The following is a 22,832-nucleotide window of genomic DNA, read 5'->3' on the forward strand; positions in this document are numbered from 1 at the left end:
GTCTTGACCGCCCAGCGCGTCAGCCGGGACAACCTCGGCGCCTGGCTGTTCAAGTGCAATCCGAGGCTCACCGACCTGCCTGCGCTCCAGGAGCACGGCGTCAGCACGTGGTGTGTGCAGGACAACTACCGCTCGGCGCTCTTCGCGCCCGGCCAGCCTGCTGTTCTCTGGGTCAGCGGCTCGGCGCGCGCCACTCCGATCCCCGGCATCTGGGCGATCGGCCAAATCACCGGTCCGGCGGACTGGCAGGACCGGGGTACTGCGCCGAAGTACGTCGTACCGCTGACTCTGGAGTTCCTTCCCAGCCCGCTCCCAAGAACTGATCTGGTTGACCACCCGGCGTTGGCCGACATCGAGGTCATTCAGCAGCCGCAGATGAGCAACCCCAGCTATCTCACCACCACGGAGTACGCGCGCCTCCGCGAACTGCTCTAGCTCGCGGCCTTTGCGTCGTACCGGCGGAAGGTCTTGTTGGTGGCGAGGAGGAGGACACCGAGGACGCAGGCTGCGCCGCCGGTGAGGATGGCGGTGGCCGGGCCGAAGAGGCCGGCGACCGCGCCGGCTCGGGCGTTGCCGAGGTTGGGGCCGCCGAGGCCGATGATGAAGTCGAGGGAGTTGAGGCGGCCGCGAAGGTCGTCGGGGGTCTTGGTCTGCAGGATGGTGGCTCGGAAGACCGTGGTGATGATGTCGGCGGCGCCTGCGATGGCCAGGAACGCGACGGCTAGCCAGAGGTTGTGGGTGAGGCCGACCGAGCCGATCCCGGCGCCCCAGATCGCTACGGAGACAAGCATCGCGCGGCCCTGGTGGCGTAGGCGGGCCAGTGGACCGGAGAGGATGGCGGCGATCAGGCCACCGACTCCGATGGCCGCGAAGAGGTAGCCGACTGTTCGGGGACCGCCGCCGAAGCGGGTGGCCGCGAGGGCGGGGAAGAGCGCGGTCGGCATCGCGAGGACCGTTGCGTTGAGGTCGATCAGGAAGATCATCCCGATCAGCTTGTGGTTGACGGCGTACTTCACGCCCTCCACCACCGACCGCAGGCCGAGCTTCGACCCTCCGCTGTCGGGCGGCATCGGAGGCAGTCTCCGGACACTCACCAGCACCGCGACAAAGGTCAACGCATCCAGCCCGTACGCCGCTTCGAGCCCCGCCGCCGCGATGAGTACCCCCGCCAGCACCGGCGCGGCGATCACCGCCACCTGAAACGACAACTGGGACAACGCGGCAGCAGCCTGCAGCCGTTCCAGCGGTAGTACGCGCGGGATGAACGTACGACGAGCAGGAGTGTCGACCGCGGCCAGCGCGGCAGCTGTTGCCGTCAGCAAGTAAAGCAACCAGACCTGCCGCCAGTCGAGCAAAGCCTGCAAGGCGAACAGCAGCGAGACGACCATCAACCCACACCCGGTCAGCAACACCAGCCGCCGCCGATCCACCGCGTCGGCCAACGACCCGCCGAACAGCCCGAGCAGCAACGTCGGCACCAACGACGCCAAGCTGATCGCCCCGACCGCCACCGAAGACCCAGTGAGCTCGTACGTCTGAATGGCGACCGCCACCATCGTCATGAAACTCCCGATCGACGACAGCGACTGCCCCGCCCACAACCACCGGAACTCCACCGACTCCCGCAACGGCGTCACATCGGCGAACAACCCAGGGCCAGCCACAAACGCCGATTCTCACCCCCTGGTCCTCCGCGCGGCAACCGGATTTGGCGCGACCCGGCAGGATGATTCAATCAGCGACAGGGGAGGGCGACGTGACGACAACTTCACCAGAGCTCATCGGCAGCCGGCACCGGGGACTTGCGTGGTACGGGCTCTGGGCAGTCGTGAACACCGCCCTCGGCGTGCTGCTCGCCTACCCGCTGCTGATGCTGACCCTGATCGGCCTGCACGCCAGGGCGATGCTGTTCGACCGCCCCGACTCCCCGTTCTCGAACAACGAGATCCAAGGCGGCGAGGCCGACGGCTTCATCCCGCTCGGCATCGTCGCGGCGCTGCTGATCCTGGCCGTGGTGATCGGAATCAACCTGGCGCTGTTCCGTCGCCTCCGGCCGCCGTCCGCTGCTGCCATGGCCGGGCTGGTGCTGACGACAGTCGCACTGGTGATCGCCCCGTCGTTCCTGATCTGGTGAGGCTTCGGAGCCTCAGCGCTTGACGGTGTAGTCGGACTGGATCAGGCCGGCGCCGAGGGTGCGGGTGGCGTTGTGGGTGAGGGGGACGTCCTGGTCGAGGTCGCCGAACAGGGAGAGGCCGGAGCCGAGCAGGACGGGGACGACGGTGATGGTCAGCTCGTTGAGCAGGCCGGCCCGGAGGAAGGTCTGGATGACGCGGCCGCCGTCGGTGTAGATGCGCTTGGCGCCGCGGTCCTCCAGCGTCTGGACCAGGCCGTCGAGGGTCCGGTGCACGATGATCCGCTCGTCCGCATCGGCGTCCAGCGTCGTACTGAGCACCTCGACCTGCTTGCCCTCGTACGGCCAGAAGCCGAAGGTCAGCGCCTTCTCGTAGGTGTTGCGGCCCACGACGACGGTGTCGACGGCGGCCATGAACGCGTCGTACCCGGTGTCGCCGGCCTGCTCACCCCGCTCGGTCAACCAGTCGATCGACCCGTCCGGCCGCGCGATGAATCCGTCCAGGCTGGTGGCGATGAATACGGCCGCATGGAAGCTCACGCAACTATCTTTCCATGGTCCCTCAACGCGGCGGCGGACCCGCCGTACCGTCCAGCGAGTGCGCACAGGGCAACAGGATCTGCCGGTCGTAGTCACCGTCCGGATCGGTGAGCATCGTGGTGAGGAGCCGGACCGCGCGGCGCCCCATCGCATTCCGCGGGATCTGCAGCGTCGCCCACGGCACCGACCCGATCTCGACCTCGTCGTCGACCAGCAGGACGACGGACAGGTCACCGGGCACGGACAGTCCGCGGAGGCCGATCATTGCCGCGAGGACCCGCAGCAGGCTGACCGATTCGACCAGGATCGCGGTGGTCCCGGCGGCGAGCGCCTGGTCCAGCCAGCCCGTGGTCAGCCCGGACGGATGATCGAAGACGGGCTCCGGTACCGGCAGGTCGAACCGCTCCAGCGCTCCGGCGAAGCCGGTCCACCGATCGACCTGCGGCTCGTCCCGCTCGTGCTCACCGAGGTAGGCGAAGGCCCGGTGGCCGAGCGCGACCAGATCGTCGACGATCTCGCCGGTCGTGGTCCGGTAGTCGCCGCCGACATAACTGATCGCCGCTCCGGGCACCTCCCGATGACCGACGTAGACGAACGGATATCCCTCGTACGCCAGCCGGGCGAGATCCTCCCGGTCCGCGTGATGACCGAGCAGCAGGCTGCCGGAGGCCTGCCGGAGCCGGTTCGCGTCGTCGGCGAAGATCCGCCGGATGCCGTCCTCGTCCGGAGCGGCCGTGAACAGGACGAGGTTGCAGCCCTCCGCGGCCGCCTGCTCCTCGATCCCGCGCAGGAACTCGAAGTAGTAGTCGCGCGAACTCGTCGGGAAGATCGGCTCGAACGTGTGCACGCCGAGCAGGTGCGGCGTCGTCCGGGCGACCGCCCGCCGTGATCCGGTCGGCGCGTACTGCAGCCGCCGGGCCGCGTCCAGCACCTTGCGCTGCGTCCCCGCCGAGATCCGGCCGAGGTCGGCCGTCCCGTTCATCACCATCGACACGGTCGACTGCGAGACGCCGGCCGCTCTGGCGACGTCCGCCTGCCGTGAAACAGAACGCTTCATGCCGCCTCCCCCCTGGGCCACCCGACGATGCCACCCGATCCGGTCAGGTCGCGTCGCAGGGCGTCGTACTCCACGTCCTGGACGGCGACACCCGCCGAGATCGCGTGCGACGCCGCGCAGCCGGCCGCCTCGCCGACGGTCATGAACACCGGCTCCATCCGGACCGACGAGAACGCGACGTGCGAGGCGGACAGCGCCGCCGCGACCAGCAGGTTCGAGCACTCCGAGGCGGTGGGGACGATCGACCGGTAGGAGATTCCGAATGGCCGGGTCAGCGCCACCTGCACGTTCCCCTCGTTGCGCGGATGCCCCTCCACGAGGACCCGCTTCGCGTTGTGCGAGTCCATCACGTACGACGCGACCGCGATCGGATCGGGTCCGGCGATCCGCCCGGTGGCCTCGTGCTGGGTGATGACATGGTCGGCGATCATCCGGCGACCTTCCCGGATGTAGAGCTGATGCGGCCAGTGTGAGGTCGTACCGAACTCGCTCGGCGCCAGCCCGAACGCGCGCGTCCGCTCATGAATGGCGTCCGGCAGACCAGGATCCGTGGACAGGTAGTGCAGCAGCCCGGCCTGGTACCGGACGTGGTCCTGGAAGATCTCCTCCCGGCGCGCGTAGCCGGCCTCCGGCCACTCATCGCTCGCTCCGATGTGGTCGGAGGAGAATGCGCCGTGGTTGTTCATGTCGAACACCTTGTCATGTACCCGCGTCGTACGTCCGAACAACTCGTACGCACCGGCATCGATATACCGGCGGAGCAGCTCGTACCGCGAGGGGTCGTAGCCCTCCGGTCGGGGGAACGGCAACCGAAGAGGTCCGTCGGTCACCTGCAGGCGGAAGTTGTACGCCTGCACGTGGTGATCGCCGGACCCGATCGAGCCATGCGGTTCGGGGGAGATCCCGGCGAGCAGGCCGCTGCCCGGCCGGCCTGGTACGACGTACGGGTCGATCGGGCGCTCGAACTGGTGGTTGATGCTGCGCTGCACACCGGCGAGTGGTTCGCCGTACGTGCTGGTGGGCTCGCGGCCGACCGTGTACGAGACACCGGCCGCGGCGAGGAGATCACCTTCGTACGAGGCGTCCACGTAGACCTTGGCCTGGTAGGCCGAGCCGTCGTCGGTGCGGAGCTCGGTGATCCGGCCGGCCTGCCGCGTGACGTCGAGCAGGTGCCGGCGGCGGTGGAGCAGGACCCCGGCTTCGGCCAGCCAGCGCAGAAAGATCTCCTCGGCCACATGGGCCTCGACCCGCCAGTGCGGATCAGGAGCGTGATAGGCGGCCGACACCTCGGCGTAGAACGCGCGCGTCAGTCCGCCGATCGTGTTCGGGTCACCGACGTCGGTCTCGCCCAGGCCGGACGCGGTCATGCCGCCGACCCGGTCGTCGAACGCGAGCAGCACCACCCGGAGGCCGGCCCGCGCGGCCCGGACCGCGGCGGTGACTCCGCCGGAGGTCGCGCCGTAGACGACGACATCGGTGTCCAGCGGGTTGGCAGGTTCGGGCGCGGGCGGCAGCCGGTGGTAGTGGAGACCTTCCAGAGCGGGCGTCATGCGAACTGTTCTACCAGCTTCTCTGCTAATAATCAGCAAATACTTCACCACGCCGAAATCCGCCCGCAACAAGCTATTGACACCGGCCAGCCGTTCAAGCGTACGGTGATGCGCAGTTCGGGAAACTGATTCTTGCTGATCTATTAGCAGATATGGGGACGTTGTGACGGATCGAGAACTGAGCACCGGCCTGCTGGTGGTAGGCGGTGGTCTGGGTGGTGTCGCGGCGGCGCTGACGGCAGCCAAGCTCGGGCATCAGGTACTGCTGACCGAGGAGACGGACTGGCTCGGCGGCCAGCTGACCGCGCAGGCGGTGCCGTCCGACGAGCACCCGTGGATCGAGAGCCGGCACATCTCGTCCGGCTATCGCGACCTGCGCACCCGGATCCGCGACTACTACCGCCGCAACTACCCGCTGACTCCGGCGGCCGCGGCCGAGCCGGCGCTGAACCCCGGTCTCGGCAACGTCAGCCGGCTCTGCCACGAGCCGCGCGTCGGCGTCGCCGTGATCGACGAACTGCTCGCGCCGTACATCTCCGCGGGCCGGATCACCGTGCTGTTCAACCACGTTCCGACGGCAGCGACGACGGACGGGGACCGCGTCACCTCGGTCACGCTGGAGGGGCGCGGGGACCGGGTCACCGTGACCGCGCCGCTGGTCGTGGACGCGACCGAACTCGGCGACCTGCTTGAACTGGCCGGCGTCGAGCACGTCCTCGGAGCGGAGGCGCAGAGCGAGACGGGGGAGCAGTTCGCCGCCGAGGTCGCCGACCCGCTGGACCAGCAGGCGATCACCTGGTGCTTCCCGCTGGAGTACCGCCCCGGCGAGGACCACACCGTCGAGCGCCCGGCGTCGTACGACCACTGGAAGACCCATGAGGCTTCCTTCTGGCCGAGCCCGCAGCTGTCCTGGCGCAAGATCGACATCCGCACGATGGAGGCCCGGGAGAACCGGATCTTCGAGGTCGACATGGACCTTCCGCATGCCGCCGACCTGTGGCACTTCCGCCGGATCCGCGCCCGCAGCCAGTTCGACCCGGCCGTGATCGACACCGACATCTCGCTGGTGAACTGGCCGAACGTCGACTACTGGGAGGCCGCGCTGATCGGGCCCGGTACCGACCGGGAGCTCGCCCTGCGACGATGCCGCGAACTCTCGCTGTCCTACCTGCACTGGATGCAGACCGAGGCGCCCCGCCACGACGGCGGCCACGGTTACCCGGGTCTCAAGCTGCGCCCGGATCTCACCGGTACGACGGACGGTCTGGCCAAGGCGCCGTACATCCGGGAGTCGCGCCGGATCCGGGCCCGGTTCACGATCAAGGAGCAGCATGTCGCCGTGGTCGATCGGCCCGAGGGCGCCGGCGCGGAGTTCTTCAGCGACGGGGTCGGGGTCGGGCACTACAACATCGACCTGCATCCGAGCACGGCCGGCATCAACTACGTCAACCTCGAGGTGTACCCGTTCCAGCTCCCGCTCGGAGCGCTGATCCCGCAGCGGCTGCGGAATCTGTTGCCGGCGAACAAGAACATCGGCACCACCCATCTGACGAATGGTTGCTATCGGCTCCATCCGGTCGAGTGGAGCATCGGCGAGGCAGTCGGCGCGCTCGCGGCGCAGTGCCTCACCAACGGAACCGAACCGCACGCGGTCGCTGACTCGCCACAGCAGACCGAGGACCTGCAGCGGTTGCTCACCGGCACTCTGGGCGTACCGGTGAAATGGCCGGACGACATCGCCCGCACCCGGCCGTCGCAGGCAGCCCGCCCGACCCCGGTCCACGCCGCTCCCGAGCCCCGCGTGAAGGCGAGTTGACGATGGACTACGACGTCATCATCTATGGCGGCAGCCTGGCTGGCATCATGGCAGCGGTCCGGCTGCAGCTCAGGGGCTATCGCAGCCTGGTACTGGAGCCGACCGGCCATGTCGGCGGCATCGTCGCCGGCGGCCTGGTGAAGAGCGACACCCCGAACACGCTCGAAGCGCTGGCCGGCCTGACCCACAGCCGGTTCTTCAGCGGCATCGGAGCCGAGTACGGTGCGGACGGCCCGCAGTACCTCTTCGAGCCCAAGGTCGCCGAACGCGTCGCCCGTCAGCTCCTCGACGAGGCCAACGTCGACGTACTCGTCAACGAACGCATCCACGGACCGGCCGACGTCGAGGTCCGCGCCGACCGGATCCAGGCCGTCCGCACCAGCCAGGGATGGCGACGGGCACGCGCCTTCGTGGACGCGTCGTACGAGGGTGATCTACTCGCCGCGGCCGGCGTCCCGTACGCCGTCGGCCGCGAACCGGCGAGTCAGTACGACGAACCGCTCGGTGGATTCCTGCCCGACCGGGCGTACCGGCGGCAGGCGTTCCGGCCGAACACCTTCTATCCGGTCAGATCCGTGCCGACCGAGGCGCCGGGCGACGGCGACCTGAAGGTGCAGGCGTACAACTTCCGCGGAGTCCTGGACAAGGGCCCGGACCGGATGCCGTTCGAGCAGCCGGACGACTACGACCCGAAGCTCTACAGGTACCTGGGCCAACTGCTCGAGCAGCGCGGCATCGAGGGGTTGTCGTCGATCGTCACGCACACGGCTCTGCTGCCGAACGACAAGTACCAGACCAACCAGGCGCTGTTCTTCGGCTTCGACCTGCCCGGTGCGTCGTGGGACTACCCCGACGGGAGCTGGCAGCGCCGCGACGAGGTGATCGCCGAGCAGGTGCGGTGGCATCGGGGGATGCTCTACTGGCTTGCCAACGATCCGTCACTGCCCGAAGCCTTCCGCAAGGACGCGCAGACCTTCGGGTTGCCGCCGGACGAGTTCACCGACAGCCCTTACGGGCAAGGGTTTCCGCACGCGCTCTACATCCGCGAGGCGCGCCGGATGATCGGGCAGACCGTGCTCACCCAGCACGACCTGCGCAAGCCGGGCAACACGAAGGCGACGCCGGTCTGCTGCTGGAACTACGGCATCGACTGCCACATCGTCCAGTACTACCCAGAAGGCGACGACACGATCGTCGGCGAGGGATCGGTCACCGGAACCGAGAAGAACGGCCCGGTCGACCTGTACCAGTTGCCGGCCGAGGTGCTGTTCCCGGCCCGTGGCGGCATCGCGAACCTCGTCGTACCGATCTGTTTCTCGGCCAGTCACGTCGGCTATCTGTCCGCCCGGATGGAGCCGAACTACGGAATGCTCGGCGAGGCCGCGGGCGAGTTGCTGGCCCAGTCGTTGCGGACCGGGCAGGCCGTCCAGGACTACGACTACCCGGCGCTCGCCGCCGCCCTCACCGAACACGGCAGCGTCCTGACGCTGCCCGAACTCGACTCCTAGGAGAATGCCATGCAGTCCAACAGGCGACAGTTCCTCAAGCTGACCGGTGGGGTCTCGTTGCTCGCGGCAACCTCCGGGACGGTGCTGGCGGGCTGCGGCGACTCCGGCGACCCGGGCGACGCGGCGCGGGCCTCGAAGGCGACCCCGCCGGACTACGTACCGTACGGCCTGGTCAAACCGGACCTCCCGGGCACGGCGAACGGCGTGATGCCCGCGTTCTTCAAGTACCCACGGAAGCTGGTCGACGGGTACCACGACAAGCCCGGAGCGGGCGCGGGCGACGTCAAGATCCTCACCAACATGTTCAACCCGGCGCCGCCCGGTGTCGGCAGCAACGCGTACTGGAAGGCGCTGAACGACCGGATCGGCGCGAACCTCGACATCACCATGACCCCGGCCGCGGACTATGTCAGCAAGCTGTCGACGGTGATCGCCGGCGGTGACCTGCCGGACATCATGATGATCGCCTCGAAGCTGCCGAACCGTGGCGAGATGCTGTCGCGGCTGTGCGCGGACCTGACCCCGAGGTTGTCGGCGGCGGCGATCAAGGACTACCCGTTCCTGGCCAACCTGCCGACCGACTCCTGGTTCCCGACCATGTACAAGGGCGGGATCCACGCGATTCCGATCGCGCGGTCGGTGATCGGGACGATCATGTTCAGCCGGGCCGACCTGATCAAGGCCCGGTCGCTGAACCCCGAGCCGGCCAGCTACGCGGAGTTCGTGGAGGTGGCGAAGGGGCTGACCGATGCGAAGGGGAACCGCTGGGCATTCGGGAGCTCCAAGGGTGTGAGCACGTTCATCGGCAACATGCTCGGCGTACCGAACGTCTGGAAGCTCGACGGCGGGAAGTTCGTCTCCGAGCTGGAAGTGCCCGAACGCAAGGAAGCCGTCGCCCGGACCGCGGAGTTGTACAAGGCCGGGGTGTTCCATCCGGACGCCCTCGGCGGGAAGCTGCAGCTACGTGATCTGTTCGGCAACGGGACGATCGCGCTGAACGCCGACGGGTACGCAGCCTGGGACCTGATGGCCGACACCTACGGCGTCGACGTCGGCGGGATGCCCGTGCCCGGATTCGACGGCGGGAAGGGCGTGCAGCGGGAGGGCGCCGCGATCTTCGCGCTGACGGCGTTCAAGAAGGCGGGTGACGACCGGATCCGGCAGTTGCTCCGGATCTGCGACTGGCTGGCCGCGCCGCTCGGCACCAGCGAGTACATGTTCCGCCGGTTCGGCGTCGAGGGCGTCCACTACACCTGGCAGGACGACAAGCCGGTACGCACCTCGGTCGGCAAGACCCAGGTCAGTCTCCCCCTCGAGTACATCGCCGACGCGCCGCACGTGCTGGGTCCGTCGAACGAACAGCGCGTCCGGGTACAACGCGCGTACCAGGAGAAGATCGTGCCGAACCTGCTGGCCAATCCCGGCGCCGCGCTCTACTCCGCGACCGCCATCAGCAAGGCCGACGAGCTCGACAAGCTGGTCAACGCCGCCGAGCTGGACATCATCTCCGGCCGCAAGCCGCTCAGCTCCTGGGACGACGCCGTCCAGAACTGGAAGAAGCGCGGCGGCGACAAGATCCGCGAAGAATACGCGAACCAGTGAAGGCCGACCTGTCGCCGACCTCCAACCAGGCGGGCGCTCAGATCTACGAGACCGGTGCACGCAAGAAGAAGCCGGGACAGCAGTCGGGCTTCGACCGGTTCTGGCGTGACCGGTTCCTGCTGCTGATCGGGCTCCCTGGGATCGTGCTCCTGATCCTCTTCCACTACGTGCCGTTGCTGGGCAACGTGATCGCGTTCAAGGACTACCAGCCGTACCTCGGCATCACCGAGGCGCCGTGGGTGGGACTGGACAACTTCCGGGTGGTGATCGACGGCGACCCGGATTTCGTCAACGCGCTCGTCAACACCCTGGTGATCTCCTGTCTGCAGCTCGTGCTGGTGTTCCCGGTGCCGATCGCGTTGGCGTTGCTGCTCAACTCGCTGCTGAGCGAGCGGCTCAAGCGGGTCGCGCAGTCGATCCTGTACCTGCCGCACTTCATGTCCTGGGTGATCGTGGTCGCGATCTTCCAGCACATGCTCGGCAACGCCGGCCTGTACAACACCTGGGCCCGGGCCCATGACCTGCCGTTGCTGAGCATCATCGGCAATCCGGACCTCTTCATCGGTCTGATCACCAGCCAGGTGATCTGGAAGGACGCCGGCTGGGGAACGATCATCTTCCTGGCCGCGATGTCCCGGGTCGACACCCAGCTGTACGAATCCGTCGCCGTCGACGGTGGCGGCCGGCTGCGCCAGCTCTGGCACGTGACCTTGCCGGCGATCCGGCCGGTGATCGTCCTGCTGCTGATCCTGCGGCTCGGCGACGTGCTGTCGGTCGGCTTCGAGCAGATCTTCCTGCAGCAGGGACCGGTCGGACTGGATGCGTCCGAGGTGCTCGACACCTACGTCTACAACCGCGGCATCGTCGGCGGCGCCTGGGGCGTGGCCGCGGCGGTCGGCCTGGTGAAGGGCCTGATCGGCACGATTCTGGTGCTGGCCGCGAACAAGGTCGCCCATCTGTTCGGCGAGCGGGGGGTGTACGCGAAGTGGTAGCCCTGATCAGCGGTACGGCGCCGCCCACCAAGACGATCCGCGGCGCGAAGGGCGTCGTACTGATCTTCGCCTGCGCGCTGGTGATCGTCCCGTTCCTGGCCGTCATCTCCACCTCGCTGGCCGATCAGCAACAGATCACCAGCGCCGGCGGCTACGTCCTGTTCCCCGATCACCCGTCGTTCGCGGCGTACGAGGCGATCTTCCGCGGTGGCGTCGTCACCCGGGCGACGATCGTGTCGATCCTGCTCACCGTGGTCGGGTCCGGACTGTCGATCGTCGTCGTGGTGTCGATCGCGTACTCGCTGTCCCGGCCCGGATCGTGGGGCCAGCGGCCGCTGCTGTTCCTGGTCCTGTTCACGCTGCTCTTCAGCGCCGGCATCATCCCGAACTACCTGCTGATCAAGCAGCTCGGCCTGATCGACTCCTACTGGGCGCTGATCCTGCCCGGCCTGACCAGCGCGTTCCAGATCATCATCGTGCGCGCCTTCTTCCTCGACGTACCGGGCGAGATCATCGATGCGGCCCGGATCGACGGCGCGAACGAGCTCCAGATCCTGACCCGGGTGATGCTGCCGCTGTCGAAGGCGGTGGTCGCCGTGGTCGGACTGTTCAGCGCGGTCGGCTACTGGAACGCGTACTTCAACGCGATCCTCTACATCAACTCGCCGCAGAAGTGGCCGCTCCAGCTCGTCCTGCGCACGTACGTCGTCGACAACACCTCTGTCGGCGGCGATCTCCCCGGCGAGGTGATGCCGCCGCAGCAGTCGCTGCAGATGGCGATCCTGGTCGTCTCGCTCGTCCCGATCTGCCTGGTCTACCCCTTCCTGCAACGGCACTTCGCCAAGGGCATCGTGCTGGGGGCGGTGAAGGGCTGACTCCAGCCCTCCGAGAAAGGTCCGCCATGCCTTCCGACCAAAGACCCAGCTCTGCCCTGCCCGCCGACGAAAGTCCCAGCTCGGCCTTGCCCGCCGAAGAGTCCCGCCGCGGCTTGCTGAGCCGCCGCGCGCTCTCCGTCCTCGGCGTCACCGGCCTGGCCACCGCCGTCGCCGCTCAACCGGCGCACGCTGCCGGGAAGAAGCCGCTCGAAGTCGCCGCTTCCGGCGTCGTGACCAGCGTCGCCGACCTGCGCGCCACCCCAGGCACGGCCGACGGCGAGCAACTCCTCCTGCTCGGCTACTACGCCGACCGGCCCGGTCTCGGCGGCGGCGTCGTCCACTGGGACGCCGACGCCACCGAACCCGACGACGACGGTCTGGTCTTCGCCGTCGCCGGTACGGCCACCGGGCGCTGGAAACGGCCGCAGAGCAACGAGATCGAGCTGTCCTGGTACGGCGTCACGGGCGCGGGTACGACGAACGACTCCGGCCGGCTGCAGAAGGCGGTGAACGCCCTTCCTGGTGGTGGGACGATCACCATCGGCCCCGGCGTCGTCCGGCTCGAGAACACGATCACGGTCACCCGGGTCCCGGTGATCTTCGCCGGCGCCGGTGCCAGCGACGAGTTCAGCTCCGGCACCCAGATCCTGCTCGCCACCGGCGCCGCCGACGGGTTCGTCCTGTCCGGTGTCCACGGCGGCGGGTTCCGGGACCTCCAGATGCACGGCGAGAACCTGACCGGCGGTGCGATGATCCGCACCCAGCGAGAAGGGGAGATGGGCAACTACCTGATCTCGCTGTCGGACTGCCGGTTCATGGACGGCTACAACGGCGTGATCCTGCGCAGCGCCAACACGGTCCGCTTCCGCAACTGCGTCTGGAACGGGTTCACCGGCCAGCAGGTCATCCTGCTGAACGGCCAGAACGACGTGTCCCGGGCGGATCCGGTCGAGTTCGTCCAGTGCGCCGTCGCCGCCGGTACCGCCAACCCCGGGGTCGACAACGTGGTGATCGACGGTCAGGGCGGTTCGATCAAGTTCATCGCGACGGCGATCCTGTTCGGTCGGCACGGGATCTGGATGCGCAACACCACCGGCGCGGGGCTGCCGAAGTTCCTGTACTTCGAGGGTGGTGGGTTCGAGAACGGTCACGGCGTACCGGTGTTGCTGGAGGCGGGTGCTCAGGCGCAGTTCATCAACACCTACATCTCGGCCGACAACGCCGAGGACGCGGTCCGGGTCGGGCCGGTCTTCACCGGCAGCGCGACGTTCGCGAACTCGGTGATCCGCGGTTGCGGCCGGCACGGGCTCGATCTCGCATCCAGCCGGATCACCGTCACCGGTTGCCTGATCGGCAACAACGGCCGGATGGCGCATCCGTCCTTCGCCCAGCAGATCACCGGCATCGCCGCGTCCGCGGCCGGAGTCCGGATCACCACCGCGGCCCCGCACACGTGGGAGACCGACGACCGGGTCACGTTGCAGGAGGTCGGCGGTGCGACCGAGCTGAACGCGGCGTGGCCGATCGCCGTGGTCAGCGCGACCTCGTTCGACCTGGTGGGTGCGAGCCTCGCGCATGCGTGGACCTCGGGCGGCCTCGTGTTCCGCAACGGATCCGGCATCAACCTGCGCTCGACCGCGAGCCGCGTCGTGATCACCGGCAACGTGATCGGCGGGCTCGCGGACGGCGTCAACCGGCAGGAGTACGGGATCGTCAACCGCAGTACCGACGTACTTGCTGCCAGCAACGATCTCACCGGCAACAACGCCGGGCCGTACCAGGCGTACGCCGCCGCGAGATTCACCGGAAACAAGGGGGTCGAGCAGACCGACGGCTGGCTCACCCTGCGCATCCCCTCGGCGGTGACCGATGGCGTCTACGACTTCACCGACCTCTTGTACGTCGACGGCCGCCCGATCCGGGTGACCCGCGTCGCCCGCTCACTCGCCGCCGGTACCTGCAACGTCCGGCTGGAGGCGAACGGCACTCCGGCCGGCACCGCATCGATCGACGCAACCACCACAGTCCAGACCACCAAACTCGCCGCCCCGATCCCGATCGACGGCACCTCCGCCCCCGTCCGCCTCCAACTCCGCGTCTCCAACGCCACCGCCGCCTCCGGCCTGACGCTGCAGTTCGGCTACCAGATCCAGTCCTGAGCCGGCGGTAGCCCGTCAGGCCAGCTGGCCCGGACGCAGACCGTCGGCTTCGCCGCCGCAGAGGGGGAGCTGGAAACGGGCCCGCGTCAAGACTTCGAGGTCGTCCGGAATCGGACATGGTAAATCGCGGAAAGGTCTTGTCTGAACCGGTTTGGTCAACTAACTTCAGCCGGGTTGGGCAAACGCTTTCCACTGACCTCGAGGCACGCTGGAGGCGAGAAAGATGAGCGCGCTGGGTGAGCTGGGCACGCTCGGGCGGAAGAAACCGCCGGGGCAGAAGCCAGACCGGGGTGGTGGGGTGGGGAAGGTATCCAAGAAAGACAATCTCGCTGCTTATTTGTTTCTGACGCCGTGGCTGCTCGGGCTGTTCGTGATCACGATCGGCCCGATGCTCGCGTCGCTCTATCTCGCCTTCACCGACTACAACCTGATCCAGGCGCCGCAGTGGATCGGGCTGGAGAACTTCACCCGGATGCTGTCCGACGAGCGGCTGCACAACTCGCTCCGGGTGACCTTCACCTACGTCTTCGTCTCGGTGCCGATCCAGCTCGCGATCGTCCTGCTGCTGGCGGTGGTACTGGATCGCGGCGTCCGCGGCATGGCCTTCTACCGGTCGATCTTCTACCTGCCGTCCCTGCTCGGCTCCAGCGTCGCGATTGCGGTTCTGTGGCGCCAGGTGTTCGGCACCGAGGGCCTGCTCAACCAGGCGCTCGCCACGATCGGCATCGACGGCAAGGGCTGGATCTCCGACCCAAGTACCGCGCTCGGCACCCTCGTCGTCCTCAACGTCTGGACGTTCGGCTCCCCGATGGTGATCTTCCTGGCCGGCCTGCGCCAGATCCCCGCCATGTACTACGAAGCCGCGTCGGTCGACGGCGCCGGCGTACTGCGCCGCTTCTTCAGCATCACGCTGCCGCTGCTCACCCCGATCATCTTCTTCAACCTGGTGCTGCAGATCATCCACGCGTTCCAGTCGTTCACCCAGGCGTTCGTCGTCTCCGGCGGCACCGGCGGCCCGTCCGACTCGACGATGTTCTTCACGCTCTACCTGTACGACCGCGGCTTCGGCCATTTCGACATGGGCTACGCCTCCGCGATGGCGTGGTTCCTGCTGGTGATCATCGGCGTCTTCACCGCCGTCAACTTCTTCGCTTCGAAGTACTGGGTGTTCTATGACGACTGAGACGCTCCGAACGACCGTGTCCGCGCGGCGGCAGACCGGCCTCAGCTGGGCCAGGGTCCGGCCCGCGGTGATCCACGTCGTGCTGGCCGGCGCGGCCCTGGTGATGCTCTATCCGGTGATCTGGATGGTGGTCAGCTCACTGCGGCCGGGCAACGAGATCTTCCGCGATCCCGGCATCCTGGTGAAGGACCTGCGGATCGAGAACTACCGGGCCGGCTGGAACGCCCTGACCGAGCCGTTCACCCGGTACCTGCTGAACTCCGCGGTGGTGGTGCTCGGCGCGATCCTGGGCAACCTGGTCTCCTGCTCGATGGCGGCCTACGCCTTCGCCCGGCTGGAGTTCACCGCGAAGAAGCTCTGGTTCGCGATCATGCTGCTCAGCATCATGCTGCCGATCCATGTGGTGATCGTGCCGCAGTACATCTTGTTCTCGCAGGCCGGCTGGATCAACACGTTCCTGCCGCTGGTGGTGCCGAAGCTGCTGGCCACCGACGCGTTCTTCGTCTTCTTGATGGTCCAGTTCATCCGCGGCATCCCGCGCGAGCTGGACGAGGCGGCCCGGATCGACGGCTGCGGCCGGGCCGGGATCTTCCTGCGGGTGATCCTGCCGCTGATGGTGCCGGCCCTGGCCACCACCGCGATCTTCACCTTCATCTGGACCTGGAACGACTTCTTCAGCCAGCTGATCTACCTGACCGATCCGAAGATGTACACCGTCCCGGTCGCGCTGCGCTCGTTCGTCGACGCCACCACGAGCACGTCCTGGGGGTCGATGTTCGCGATGTCGGTCGTCTCCCTGGTCCCGGTCTTCCTCGCCTTCCTGCTCGGTCAGCGGTTCCTGATCAAGGGCATCGCGACCACCGGCATCAAGTAACCCCTCCGAAAGGTGCACATCATGAGGCTGCACATCCCACGGACCGTGGCCGCCGCCGCGCTCGCGACAGTCCTGCTGGCCGCCAGTGCTTGTGGCGGTGACTCCGGCGGCCCGTCGTCTTCCTCCGAAGGCGGCAAGACCACCCTCCGGTTCACCTGGTGGGGATCGGACACCCGGACCAAGCTGACCCAGCAGGCCATCGACGCTTACCAGAAGGATCACCCGGACGTCACCATCAAGGGTGAGTTCGGCGAGTGGTCCGGCTACTGGGACAAGCTCGCCACCACGGTCGCGGCCAACAACGCGCCCGACATCATCCAGATGGACGAGAAGTACCTGCGGGAGTACGCCGACCGCGGCGCGCTGCTCGATCTGAAGAAGGCGGACGGACTCGACACCGGCAAGTTCGAGCCGGACACCTTGGCGGCGGGCGAGTTCGACGGCGGACTGTACGGGCTGAGTGCCGGGATCAACTCGTTCGCCGTGATCGCGAACCCGGCCGTCTTCAAGGCCGCCGGGGTGGCGCTGCCTGACGACACCACGTGGACCTGGGACGACTACGCGCGGATCTCCGCCGAGCTCTCCGCGAAGCTGAACGGCAAGGCGTGGGGGACCGGCACGCTCGGGCAGAACGAGGCGGGGCTGAACCTGTGGGCCCGGCAGAACGGCGAGTCGCTGTGGACCAAGGACGGCAAGCTCGGCGTCTCCCAGGACAAGGCGACCGGCTTCTTGCAGTACGTCCTGAAGTTGCGTGACACCAAGGCGCTGCCGCCGGCCGAGGCCGTCTCGCAGGACCTGAACGCGGCGCTCGACCAGTCGATGATGGCGACCGGCAAGCTGGCGATGGGCTTCATCTGGAGCAACCAGTTGCTGGCGATGGACAAGGCGTCCGGCCAGCAGATGAAGCTGCTCCGGATCCCGAGCGTCGACGGCAAGGCGGCCGACAACGGCTCGTACTACAAGGGCTCCATGTTCTGGTCGATCTCGTCGCGGACCAAGCAGCAGAAGGCGGCGGCTGAGTTCGTGAACTATCTGGCCAATGCGAGTGCCGCAGGGAACATCCTGCTCGCCGAGCGTGGGGTGCCGCCGAACATCGAGATCCGGACCGCGGTGGCGTCGAAGCTGCAGCCGGCCGATGCCACGTCCGCGAAGTTCATCCAGGACATCGGCAAGGAGCTCGGTGAGCCGTCGCCCGCGCCGCCGGTCGGCGGTGGGCAGGCGGAGAAGATCGTCCAGCGGTACACAACCGAGGTGCTGTTCGGCCGGCAGTCGCCGGACAAGGCGGCGAAAGCGATGCTGGACGAGATCAACGGAGAGCTCAAATAGTGTCAGTGCCACGGGTAGCTGTGGTAGGCATCCACGGCCACGGCACCTCCCACGTACGCCGAGCCGCCCAACTAGCCGCGACCGGTGCCTGCCACCTGGTCGCACTAGCCGACCCCCGCCCACCGACAGAACAACTATCTTCTGAAATCCGTGTGTACTCGGAGCTTTCGGCTTTGCTGGGTGTTGAGCAGGTTGATGTTGTTGTGCTCAGTACTCCGATCCACACTCATGCATCGCTGGCGGAGTTGGCCTTGCGGGCCGGTGCCGATGTGTTGCTGGAGAAGCCGCCGTTCGCCTCGATGGCGGAGTTCGAGCGGCTGCTGCAGGTGCTGGACGAGACCGGGCGGAGTTGTCAGGTCGGCTTCCAGGCGCATGGATCCGGTGCTGTGCGGACGCTCGGGTCAATGGTTGCTGAGGGCAACTTAGGTGAGATCCGGGGGATTGGTGCGACGGGCACTTGGGTGCGCAAACAGGCCTACTGGCAGCGAGCCAAGTGGGCCGGGCGGCGGATGCTGGACGGCGTACCGGTGGTCGATGGCGTGGTGACGAATCCGTTCGCCCATTCGGTGGCGGCCGCCCTGCTGGTCGACGGATCGGGGCGTGCCGATCAGGTCAGCGGGGTGGAGACTGAGCTCTTTCATGCCAACGACATCGAGGCCGACGACACCTCGACGGTTCGGATCCGGACGACGCGCGGCACCACGATCGTTGCCGCGTTCACCCTCTGCGCCGCGGCCGACGAACCACCCAAGGTCACTGTCTACGGGTCGAAGGGCCAGGCGGTACTGCGCTACACGACCGACGAGCTCGAGGTGGCCGGCACCACAACGCAGTACGGGCGGGATGACCTGCTGGAGAACCTTCTCGATCATCGGCGCGACGGAGTGCCGTTGATCGCGCCGCTGGAGGAGACGGGGGCGTTCATGCGGGTGCTCGACGCTGTTCGGTCGGCGCCGGCGCCCGGGGAGGTGCCGGCCAGTTGGATGGGGGATGGGGATGAGCGGCATCCCGTAGTACCGGGGATCGAGAAGTGGATCGAGCAGGCGGCCGAGCGGCAGCAGTTGTTCAGTGAGCTCGGCGTGCCCTGGGCCAACCAACAGAATCGGAGCTTCGACAGATGACGCAGAACCTCGGTTGCAACCACGCCATCGGCCGGTCCATCCAGGTCACGGCGGCCGATCGCGAGTTGTTCACCTACGTGTACCGGCCGACCGACCCGCAACTGGAGTCACCGCGGCCGTACCTGCACCCGATCCGTACTCTCGAGGGCGATCTGGTATCAGTCTTCCGGCCGCACGACCACGTCTGGCACAAGGGCATGACGTGGTCCTTGCCGCACTTCGGACATGAGAACTTCTGGGGTGGACCGACGTTCTCGACAGCGAATGGTTATGAGCAACTCGACAACAACGGCTCGATGGACCACGACCGGATCGACGCGCTCGACGTCTCCGACGACCTCGTCCGGTTCTCACATCACCTGTCGTGGCATCGGCAGGACGGCGTCCACGTGGTCGACGAGCAGCGCACGCTGACCACCCGGCTGGCCGACGACGGCTGGGTGCTCGTCTACGAGACGGCGATGACGAACGTCTCCGGCGAGACGGTCCAGATCGGCAGCCCGACGACGGCCGGCCGGCCCAACGCTGGGTACGGCGGCCTGTTCTGGCGCGGACCACGGTCCTTCACCGGCGGTACGGTGCTGGCGCCTCAAGGCCTCGGCGGCGACGAACTCCGCGGCCAGCGCGCGGCCTGGATGGGTTTCTCCGGCAAACACGACAGCGTCGACCGAGCCTCCACCCTGATCATCGTCGACGCCTCCGACAACCCCAACCACCCGCCGGAATGGTTCGTCCGCTCCGAAGACTTCGCCGCCGTCTGCCCGGCCCCCTTCTTCTCCGAAGAACTCCCCTTCACCCCAGGCGAAACCCTGACCTTCCGCTACGCCACCATCGTCGCCGACGAAGCCTCCGACGACTCCCGCTCCGCGCTGCTGGCCACCCAGGCGACCAAGGCCCTCACCGCCTGAGCTGCCGTCAGGACGTGTTCTGATCTGCTTCCAGCAGGTGTGAAGTGATCGCTTGAGGGGGAGGTAGGGGTAGCGGTAGAGAATCGTTTCCGGTATCGCCTCCCCTGAAGGGCCCGGGAACCGGTAGCCTCATCCAGCCACCTGGATGGCATCGCTGTCACCACCACCGACGAACTGCCGGAGAGCCCAAACCGGTCAGGAGACCACGTCTTGCAGGAGAACACCACCAGCACCAGTACTGGCGAGCTCGCCAACGTACCCCTAACCGGTGCTGACAAAGTCGCCTACGCCTTCTACGCCACCGCCGCCACCGCCGCCCTCGTGGGTCAGGTCTGGGCCGGCGTCACCCACATCCCGTGGCCGGACGAGGGCTTCTCGCCGTTCCTCAAGATCGCGCTGGTCACGCCGGCCGTCGCGGTCATCGAGCTCGGTGGCGTCGCCACCGCCGCCCTTGCCGACCTGCGCCGGCGCAAGGGTGAGCAGGCCTACGCCTACCGGGCGATGTCGCTGTTCGCCGCGATCGTCGCGCTCGTCTTCAACGTCGTCGGGCACTGGCGGCCGGAGGAGCGCTTCCTGGCATTCGGCTTCGGCGGCCTGTCCGCGTTCGCCTACGTGCTCTGGCTGATCCACAGCTCGGCGCGCCGTCGCGACGCGCTGCGCAAGGCCGGCCAGATGGCCACCACCGGACCCGTCTACGGCGTGGTCCAGTGGGTCCGCGAGCCCAAGGTCACCTGGGCGGCGCGCTCGATCGCGCTCGAGCACGGCCTCGGTCTGTACGAGAGCATCCGGGCCGCCCGGGTGCAGCGGCGCAACAACGCGCGCCGCGACGCCATCGCCGGCACCGTTGCGGAGTACATCCGCTCCGAGCACCAGGACGAGCGGCTCGCGAAGATCGCCGAGACGACCTACGACGCCGACCGGCTGGCCGGGATGCTCGAGGACCGGATCAACTACGAGGTCATCACCAACAAGCTGACGCTGGCGATCTCACCGCCGCCGCCACCCGAGCCGGAGCCGGCGCCCGAGGAGCGTGGCGATCTGCGCGCGGCCGTGTGGGTCGTCGAGGGCACGACGCCGCCACCGGTGCAGCAGATCCCGGTTCAGCAGTTGCCGGCCCAGCAGGTCCGGCCGACCGGCGGAGTGCCGCTGCGCGACGACGAGCAGTGGGGTGAGGCGATGACCGGCGAGTTGATGGCGGTCGACTACCTGCCCTACGACCGCAGTACCGAGGAAGCCGACGAGGCCGAGGTGATCGAGGAGGCTGCCGCGGCCGAGGCAGCAGCCGTCGCGGCGTCGCAGCCGGTCGTGGCCAAGCCGCGTCCGGAGTCCCCGTTCGCTGAGCACCCGGTCGACGAGCAGCCGCCTGCCGTCGACCAGCGCCCCGCCCAGCCGAGAGCAGCCGCCAAGACGGCGAAGCCCGCGGCGGGCAGGTCCGCCGCCGCGACGCCGAACGCTGCCGTAGCCAACTCGGCTGCCACGACCTCGAACGCTGCAGCGGCCAAGTCGGCCGGCGCAGCGCCGAAGAAGAAGGCGGTCGTCCGCAACGGCGCAGCCAAGCCTGCCGCGTCGGTGGTCGAGCAGACTCAGCCCGAGCCGGTCGTCACACAGCAGGTCGAGGAGCCGGCCGTCATCGCTCGCGAGGTGACCGCACGGACGACCCCGTCCCGTCCGGCGGCGCCGCGGCCGAAGTCCAACGGTGCCGGTGGCGACCTGGAGAAGAAGCGGATGCGCGCCTGGGCGCTGCTGTCCGACTGGCCCGAGGACCGTCCGCGCACCGCGGCGACCCTCGCCTCCGCGATCGCCTCGTCCGAGTCGGACGCCGCGCGCCTGCTCGCGGAGTACGACAAGGAGAACGGCACCAGCAACCTCACGCTGGTCGCCAACTCACAGAACTGATTCGGTTTGTAGCTGAAGGGGTGGCCTCGCGGGCCACCCCTTCAGCTGTTCAGCCGAGGTTGACCGGGAGCTCCGCCAGCCCGCTCACCAGAACTCGGCGCCACTTGAGCTCTTCGGCCGGCTTGGCCAGGCTCATCCTCGGGAAGCGGCGCAGCAGTGCGAGCAGCGACTCCTGCAGCTCGATCCGGGCCAGTTGCGCGCCGAGGCAGAAGTGCGGTCCGAAGCCGAACGACAGTTGCTTGTTGTCTTGGCGATCGAGCTGCAACTCGTCGGGATTCTCGAACTGGCGCGGATCCCGGTTCGCGGAGTTGAGCGCCGCCATCACGCCCTCACCCGCCTTGATCCGTACTCCGTGCAGCTCGACGTCCTCAACCGCCACCCGCAACTGGCCGACCTCGCTGAACCGGTTGAAGCGCAGCAGCTCCTCGACGGCGGACGGTACAAGGTCATGGTTGTCGACCAACCGGGCCCAGTTCTCCGGCCAGCGCAGCAAGGTCGCGACGCAACTCGAGATCTGGTTCGCCGACGTCTCGTGGCCGGCCACCAGCAGGTTGACGCCGAACGAGATCAGCTCGTCGTGGCTGAGCCGATCGCCTTCCTCCCGCGCCCGGACAAGCTCGTCGAGCAGGTCCTCGGCGGGCCGGTCGGTGGTCGCGAGCTTGCGGGTGACCAGCTCGTCGATGTACGCCGTCAGCTCCGTCATCGCCTGCTCGACGAGATCCTTCTCCGCCATCCGCATGCTGTACCCGAGTTCCGTCCATTCGCGGAACTGGTCGCGATCGGCGTACGGGACCCCGAGCAGCTGACAGATCACCTGGATCGGCAACGGCAGCGCGACGAGCTTCCGGATGTCGGCACCGTCGCCGGCCTTCGCGACGTCATCGGCCAGTTGCGCCGACAGCTCCGCGACCCAAGGGCGGGTGCGCTCGATCCGACGGTGCGCGAACGTCGTAGACACCAGCTTGCGCAGCCGGGTGTGCTCGGGCGGGTCGGTCGTGGTCAGGCTGTTCGGCATCGGCTTGGCCAGCGCGACTCTCGGGGCGCCCTGCTTGACGACCGCCGCGCGGGAGAACCGTGGATCGGCGAGCACCATCCGCACGTCGTCGTACCGGGTCACCAGCCAGACCTCGGCCCCCGCCAGCGTCCGCACCCGCGCCACCGGCCGCCCTTCGCGCAACTCGGCGAACGTCGGCGAAGGATCGAACTGGAACGCATCCGCGAACGGGATATCGAGTACCGGTTCCGTCATACCGTCGACCCTAGGCGAGTTAGGTAACCCTTCGCTCCCCGGCCA

General features: G+C 67.8%; 19 protein-coding genes. 14 read left to right on the forward strand and 5 right to left on the reverse strand.

Annotated elements, in window-relative coordinates:
• The first annotated feature begins 3 nt into the window (after nucleotides 1-3).
• Complete coding sequence (locus tag ACIA12_RS26595; RefSeq protein ID WP_396369792.1) at nucleotides 4-435, forward strand: EVE domain-containing protein; 432 nt, start codon at nucleotides 4-6, stop codon at nucleotides 433-435.
• Here ACIA12_RS26595 and ACIA12_RS26600 read toward each other — a convergent pair.
• Nucleotides 432-1,664 (reverse strand): MFS transporter, encoded by a 1,233-nt coding sequence (locus tag ACIA12_RS26600; protein WP_396369793.1) that lies wholly within the window; start codon nucleotides 1,662-1,664, stop codon nucleotides 432-434. The genes ACIA12_RS26595 and ACIA12_RS26600 overlap by 4 nt on opposite strands.
• Before the next feature lie 92 nt (nucleotides 1,665-1,756).
• On the opposite strand from ACIA12_RS26600, the gene ACIA12_RS26605 reads away from it, so the two are divergent.
• Nucleotides 1,757-2,134 carry a hypothetical protein gene (locus tag ACIA12_RS26605; RefSeq protein WP_396369794.1) on the forward strand — a complete coding sequence of 126 codons (378 nt, stop codon included), beginning with the start codon at nucleotides 1,757-1,759 and terminating at the stop codon, nucleotides 2,132-2,134.
• A gap of 12 nt (nucleotides 2,135-2,146) precedes the next feature.
• On the opposite strand, the gene ACIA12_RS26610 is transcribed toward ACIA12_RS26605, so the two are convergent.
• From ACIA12_RS26610 to ACIA12_RS26620, 3 genes are read right to left on the reverse strand one after another with little or no spacing between them, the layout of a single operon-like run.
• Complete coding sequence (locus ACIA12_RS26610; protein WP_396369795.1) at nucleotides 2,147-2,671, reverse strand: dihydrofolate reductase family protein; 525 nt, start codon at nucleotides 2,669-2,671, stop codon at nucleotides 2,147-2,149.
• Between the two features lie 22 nt (nucleotides 2,672-2,693).
• The gene (locus tag ACIA12_RS26615) at nucleotides 2,694-3,728 is read right to left on the reverse strand and encodes a LacI family DNA-binding transcriptional regulator (protein ID WP_396369796.1); all 1,035 of its coding nucleotides are present in this window, start codon (nucleotides 3,726-3,728) and stop codon (nucleotides 2,694-2,696) included.
• Entirely contained in the window at nucleotides 3,725-5,278 is a 1,554-nt protein-coding gene (locus ACIA12_RS26620; protein ID WP_396369797.1) for an FAD-dependent oxidoreductase, read from the reverse strand. The genes ACIA12_RS26615 and ACIA12_RS26620 overlap by 4 nt, the downstream gene beginning before the upstream one ends.
• A 163-nt stretch (nucleotides 5,279-5,441) precedes the next feature.
• Here ACIA12_RS26620 and ACIA12_RS26625 point away from each other — a divergent pair, with 163 nt between their 5' ends.
• The 12 genes from ACIA12_RS26625 (at nucleotide 5,442) to ACIA12_RS26680 (ending at nucleotide 21,538) form a co-directional block, all read left to right on the forward strand.
• Complete coding sequence (locus ACIA12_RS26625; RefSeq protein WP_396369798.1) at nucleotides 5,442-7,094, forward strand: FAD-dependent oxidoreductase; 1,653 nt, start codon at nucleotides 5,442-5,444, stop codon at nucleotides 7,092-7,094.
• Nucleotides 7,095-7,096: 2 nt separating this feature from the next.
• On the forward strand, nucleotides 7,097-8,602 hold the full coding sequence (locus ACIA12_RS26630) for an FAD-dependent oxidoreductase (protein WP_396369799.1): 1,506 nt from the start codon (nucleotides 7,097-7,099) through the stop codon (nucleotides 8,600-8,602).
• A gap of 9 nt (nucleotides 8,603-8,611) precedes the next feature.
• Nucleotides 8,612-10,204, forward strand: coding sequence for an extracellular solute-binding protein (locus tag ACIA12_RS26635; RefSeq protein WP_396369800.1), 1,593 nt, complete (start codon nucleotides 8,612-8,614; stop codon nucleotides 10,202-10,204).
• Nucleotides 10,201-11,196: an ABC transporter permease gene (locus tag ACIA12_RS26640; protein WP_396369801.1), complete on the forward strand. Its 996-nt coding sequence runs from the start codon at nucleotides 10,201-10,203 to the stop codon at nucleotides 11,194-11,196. The genes ACIA12_RS26635 and ACIA12_RS26640 overlap by 4 nt, the downstream gene beginning before the upstream one ends.
• Nucleotides 11,190-12,071, forward strand: a complete 882-nt coding sequence (locus tag ACIA12_RS26645; RefSeq protein WP_396369802.1) for a carbohydrate ABC transporter permease — start codon at nucleotides 11,190-11,192, stop codon at nucleotides 12,069-12,071. Before ACIA12_RS26640 ends, ACIA12_RS26645 begins: the two co-directional genes overlap by 7 nt.
• A gap of 26 nt (nucleotides 12,072-12,097) precedes the next feature.
• On the forward strand, nucleotides 12,098-14,230 hold the full coding sequence (locus tag ACIA12_RS26650; protein ID WP_396369803.1) for a hypothetical protein: 2,133 nt from the start codon (nucleotides 12,098-12,100) through the stop codon (nucleotides 14,228-14,230).
• A 223-nt stretch (nucleotides 14,231-14,453) separates the two neighbouring features.
• Complete coding sequence (locus ACIA12_RS26655) at nucleotides 14,454-15,413, forward strand: carbohydrate ABC transporter permease (RefSeq protein ID WP_396369804.1); 960 nt, start codon at nucleotides 14,454-14,456, stop codon at nucleotides 15,411-15,413.
• Nucleotides 15,403-16,287, forward strand: coding sequence for a carbohydrate ABC transporter permease (locus tag ACIA12_RS26660; protein ID WP_396369805.1), 885 nt, complete (start codon nucleotides 15,403-15,405; stop codon nucleotides 16,285-16,287). Before ACIA12_RS26655 ends, ACIA12_RS26660 begins: the two co-directional genes overlap by 11 nt.
• Before the next feature lie 21 nt (nucleotides 16,288-16,308).
• Entirely contained in the window at nucleotides 16,309-17,613 is a 1,305-nt protein-coding gene (locus tag ACIA12_RS26665) for an ABC transporter substrate-binding protein (protein ID WP_396369806.1), read from the forward strand.
• 20 nt (nucleotides 17,614-17,633) lie between these two features.
• Nucleotides 17,634-18,734, forward strand: a complete 1,101-nt coding sequence (locus ACIA12_RS26670) for a Gfo/Idh/MocA family protein (protein ID WP_396370427.1) — start codon at nucleotides 17,634-17,636, stop codon at nucleotides 18,732-18,734.
• A complete protein-coding gene (locus tag ACIA12_RS26675) occupies nucleotides 18,731-19,642 on the forward strand; it encodes a PmoA family protein (RefSeq protein ID WP_396369807.1) in 912 nt (303 codons plus the stop codon). The genes ACIA12_RS26670 and ACIA12_RS26675 overlap by 4 nt, the downstream gene beginning before the upstream one ends.
• A 210-nt stretch (nucleotides 19,643-19,852) precedes the next feature.
• A complete protein-coding gene (locus tag ACIA12_RS26680) occupies nucleotides 19,853-21,538 on the forward strand; it encodes a hypothetical protein (protein WP_396369808.1) in 1,686 nt (561 codons plus the stop codon).
• A gap of 49 nt (nucleotides 21,539-21,587) precedes the next feature.
• Here ACIA12_RS26680 and ACIA12_RS26685 read toward each other — a convergent pair whose 3' ends face one another.
• Complete coding sequence (locus ACIA12_RS26685; RefSeq protein ID WP_396369809.1) at nucleotides 21,588-22,787, reverse strand: cytochrome P450; 1,200 nt, start codon at nucleotides 22,785-22,787, stop codon at nucleotides 21,588-21,590.
• Nucleotides 22,788-22,832: the final 45 nt, after the last annotated feature.

This window comes from Kribbella sp. NPDC051620 (assembly GCF_044453825.1).
Classification (GTDB): Bacteria; Actinomycetota; Actinomycetes; order Propionibacteriales; family Kribbellaceae; genus Kribbella.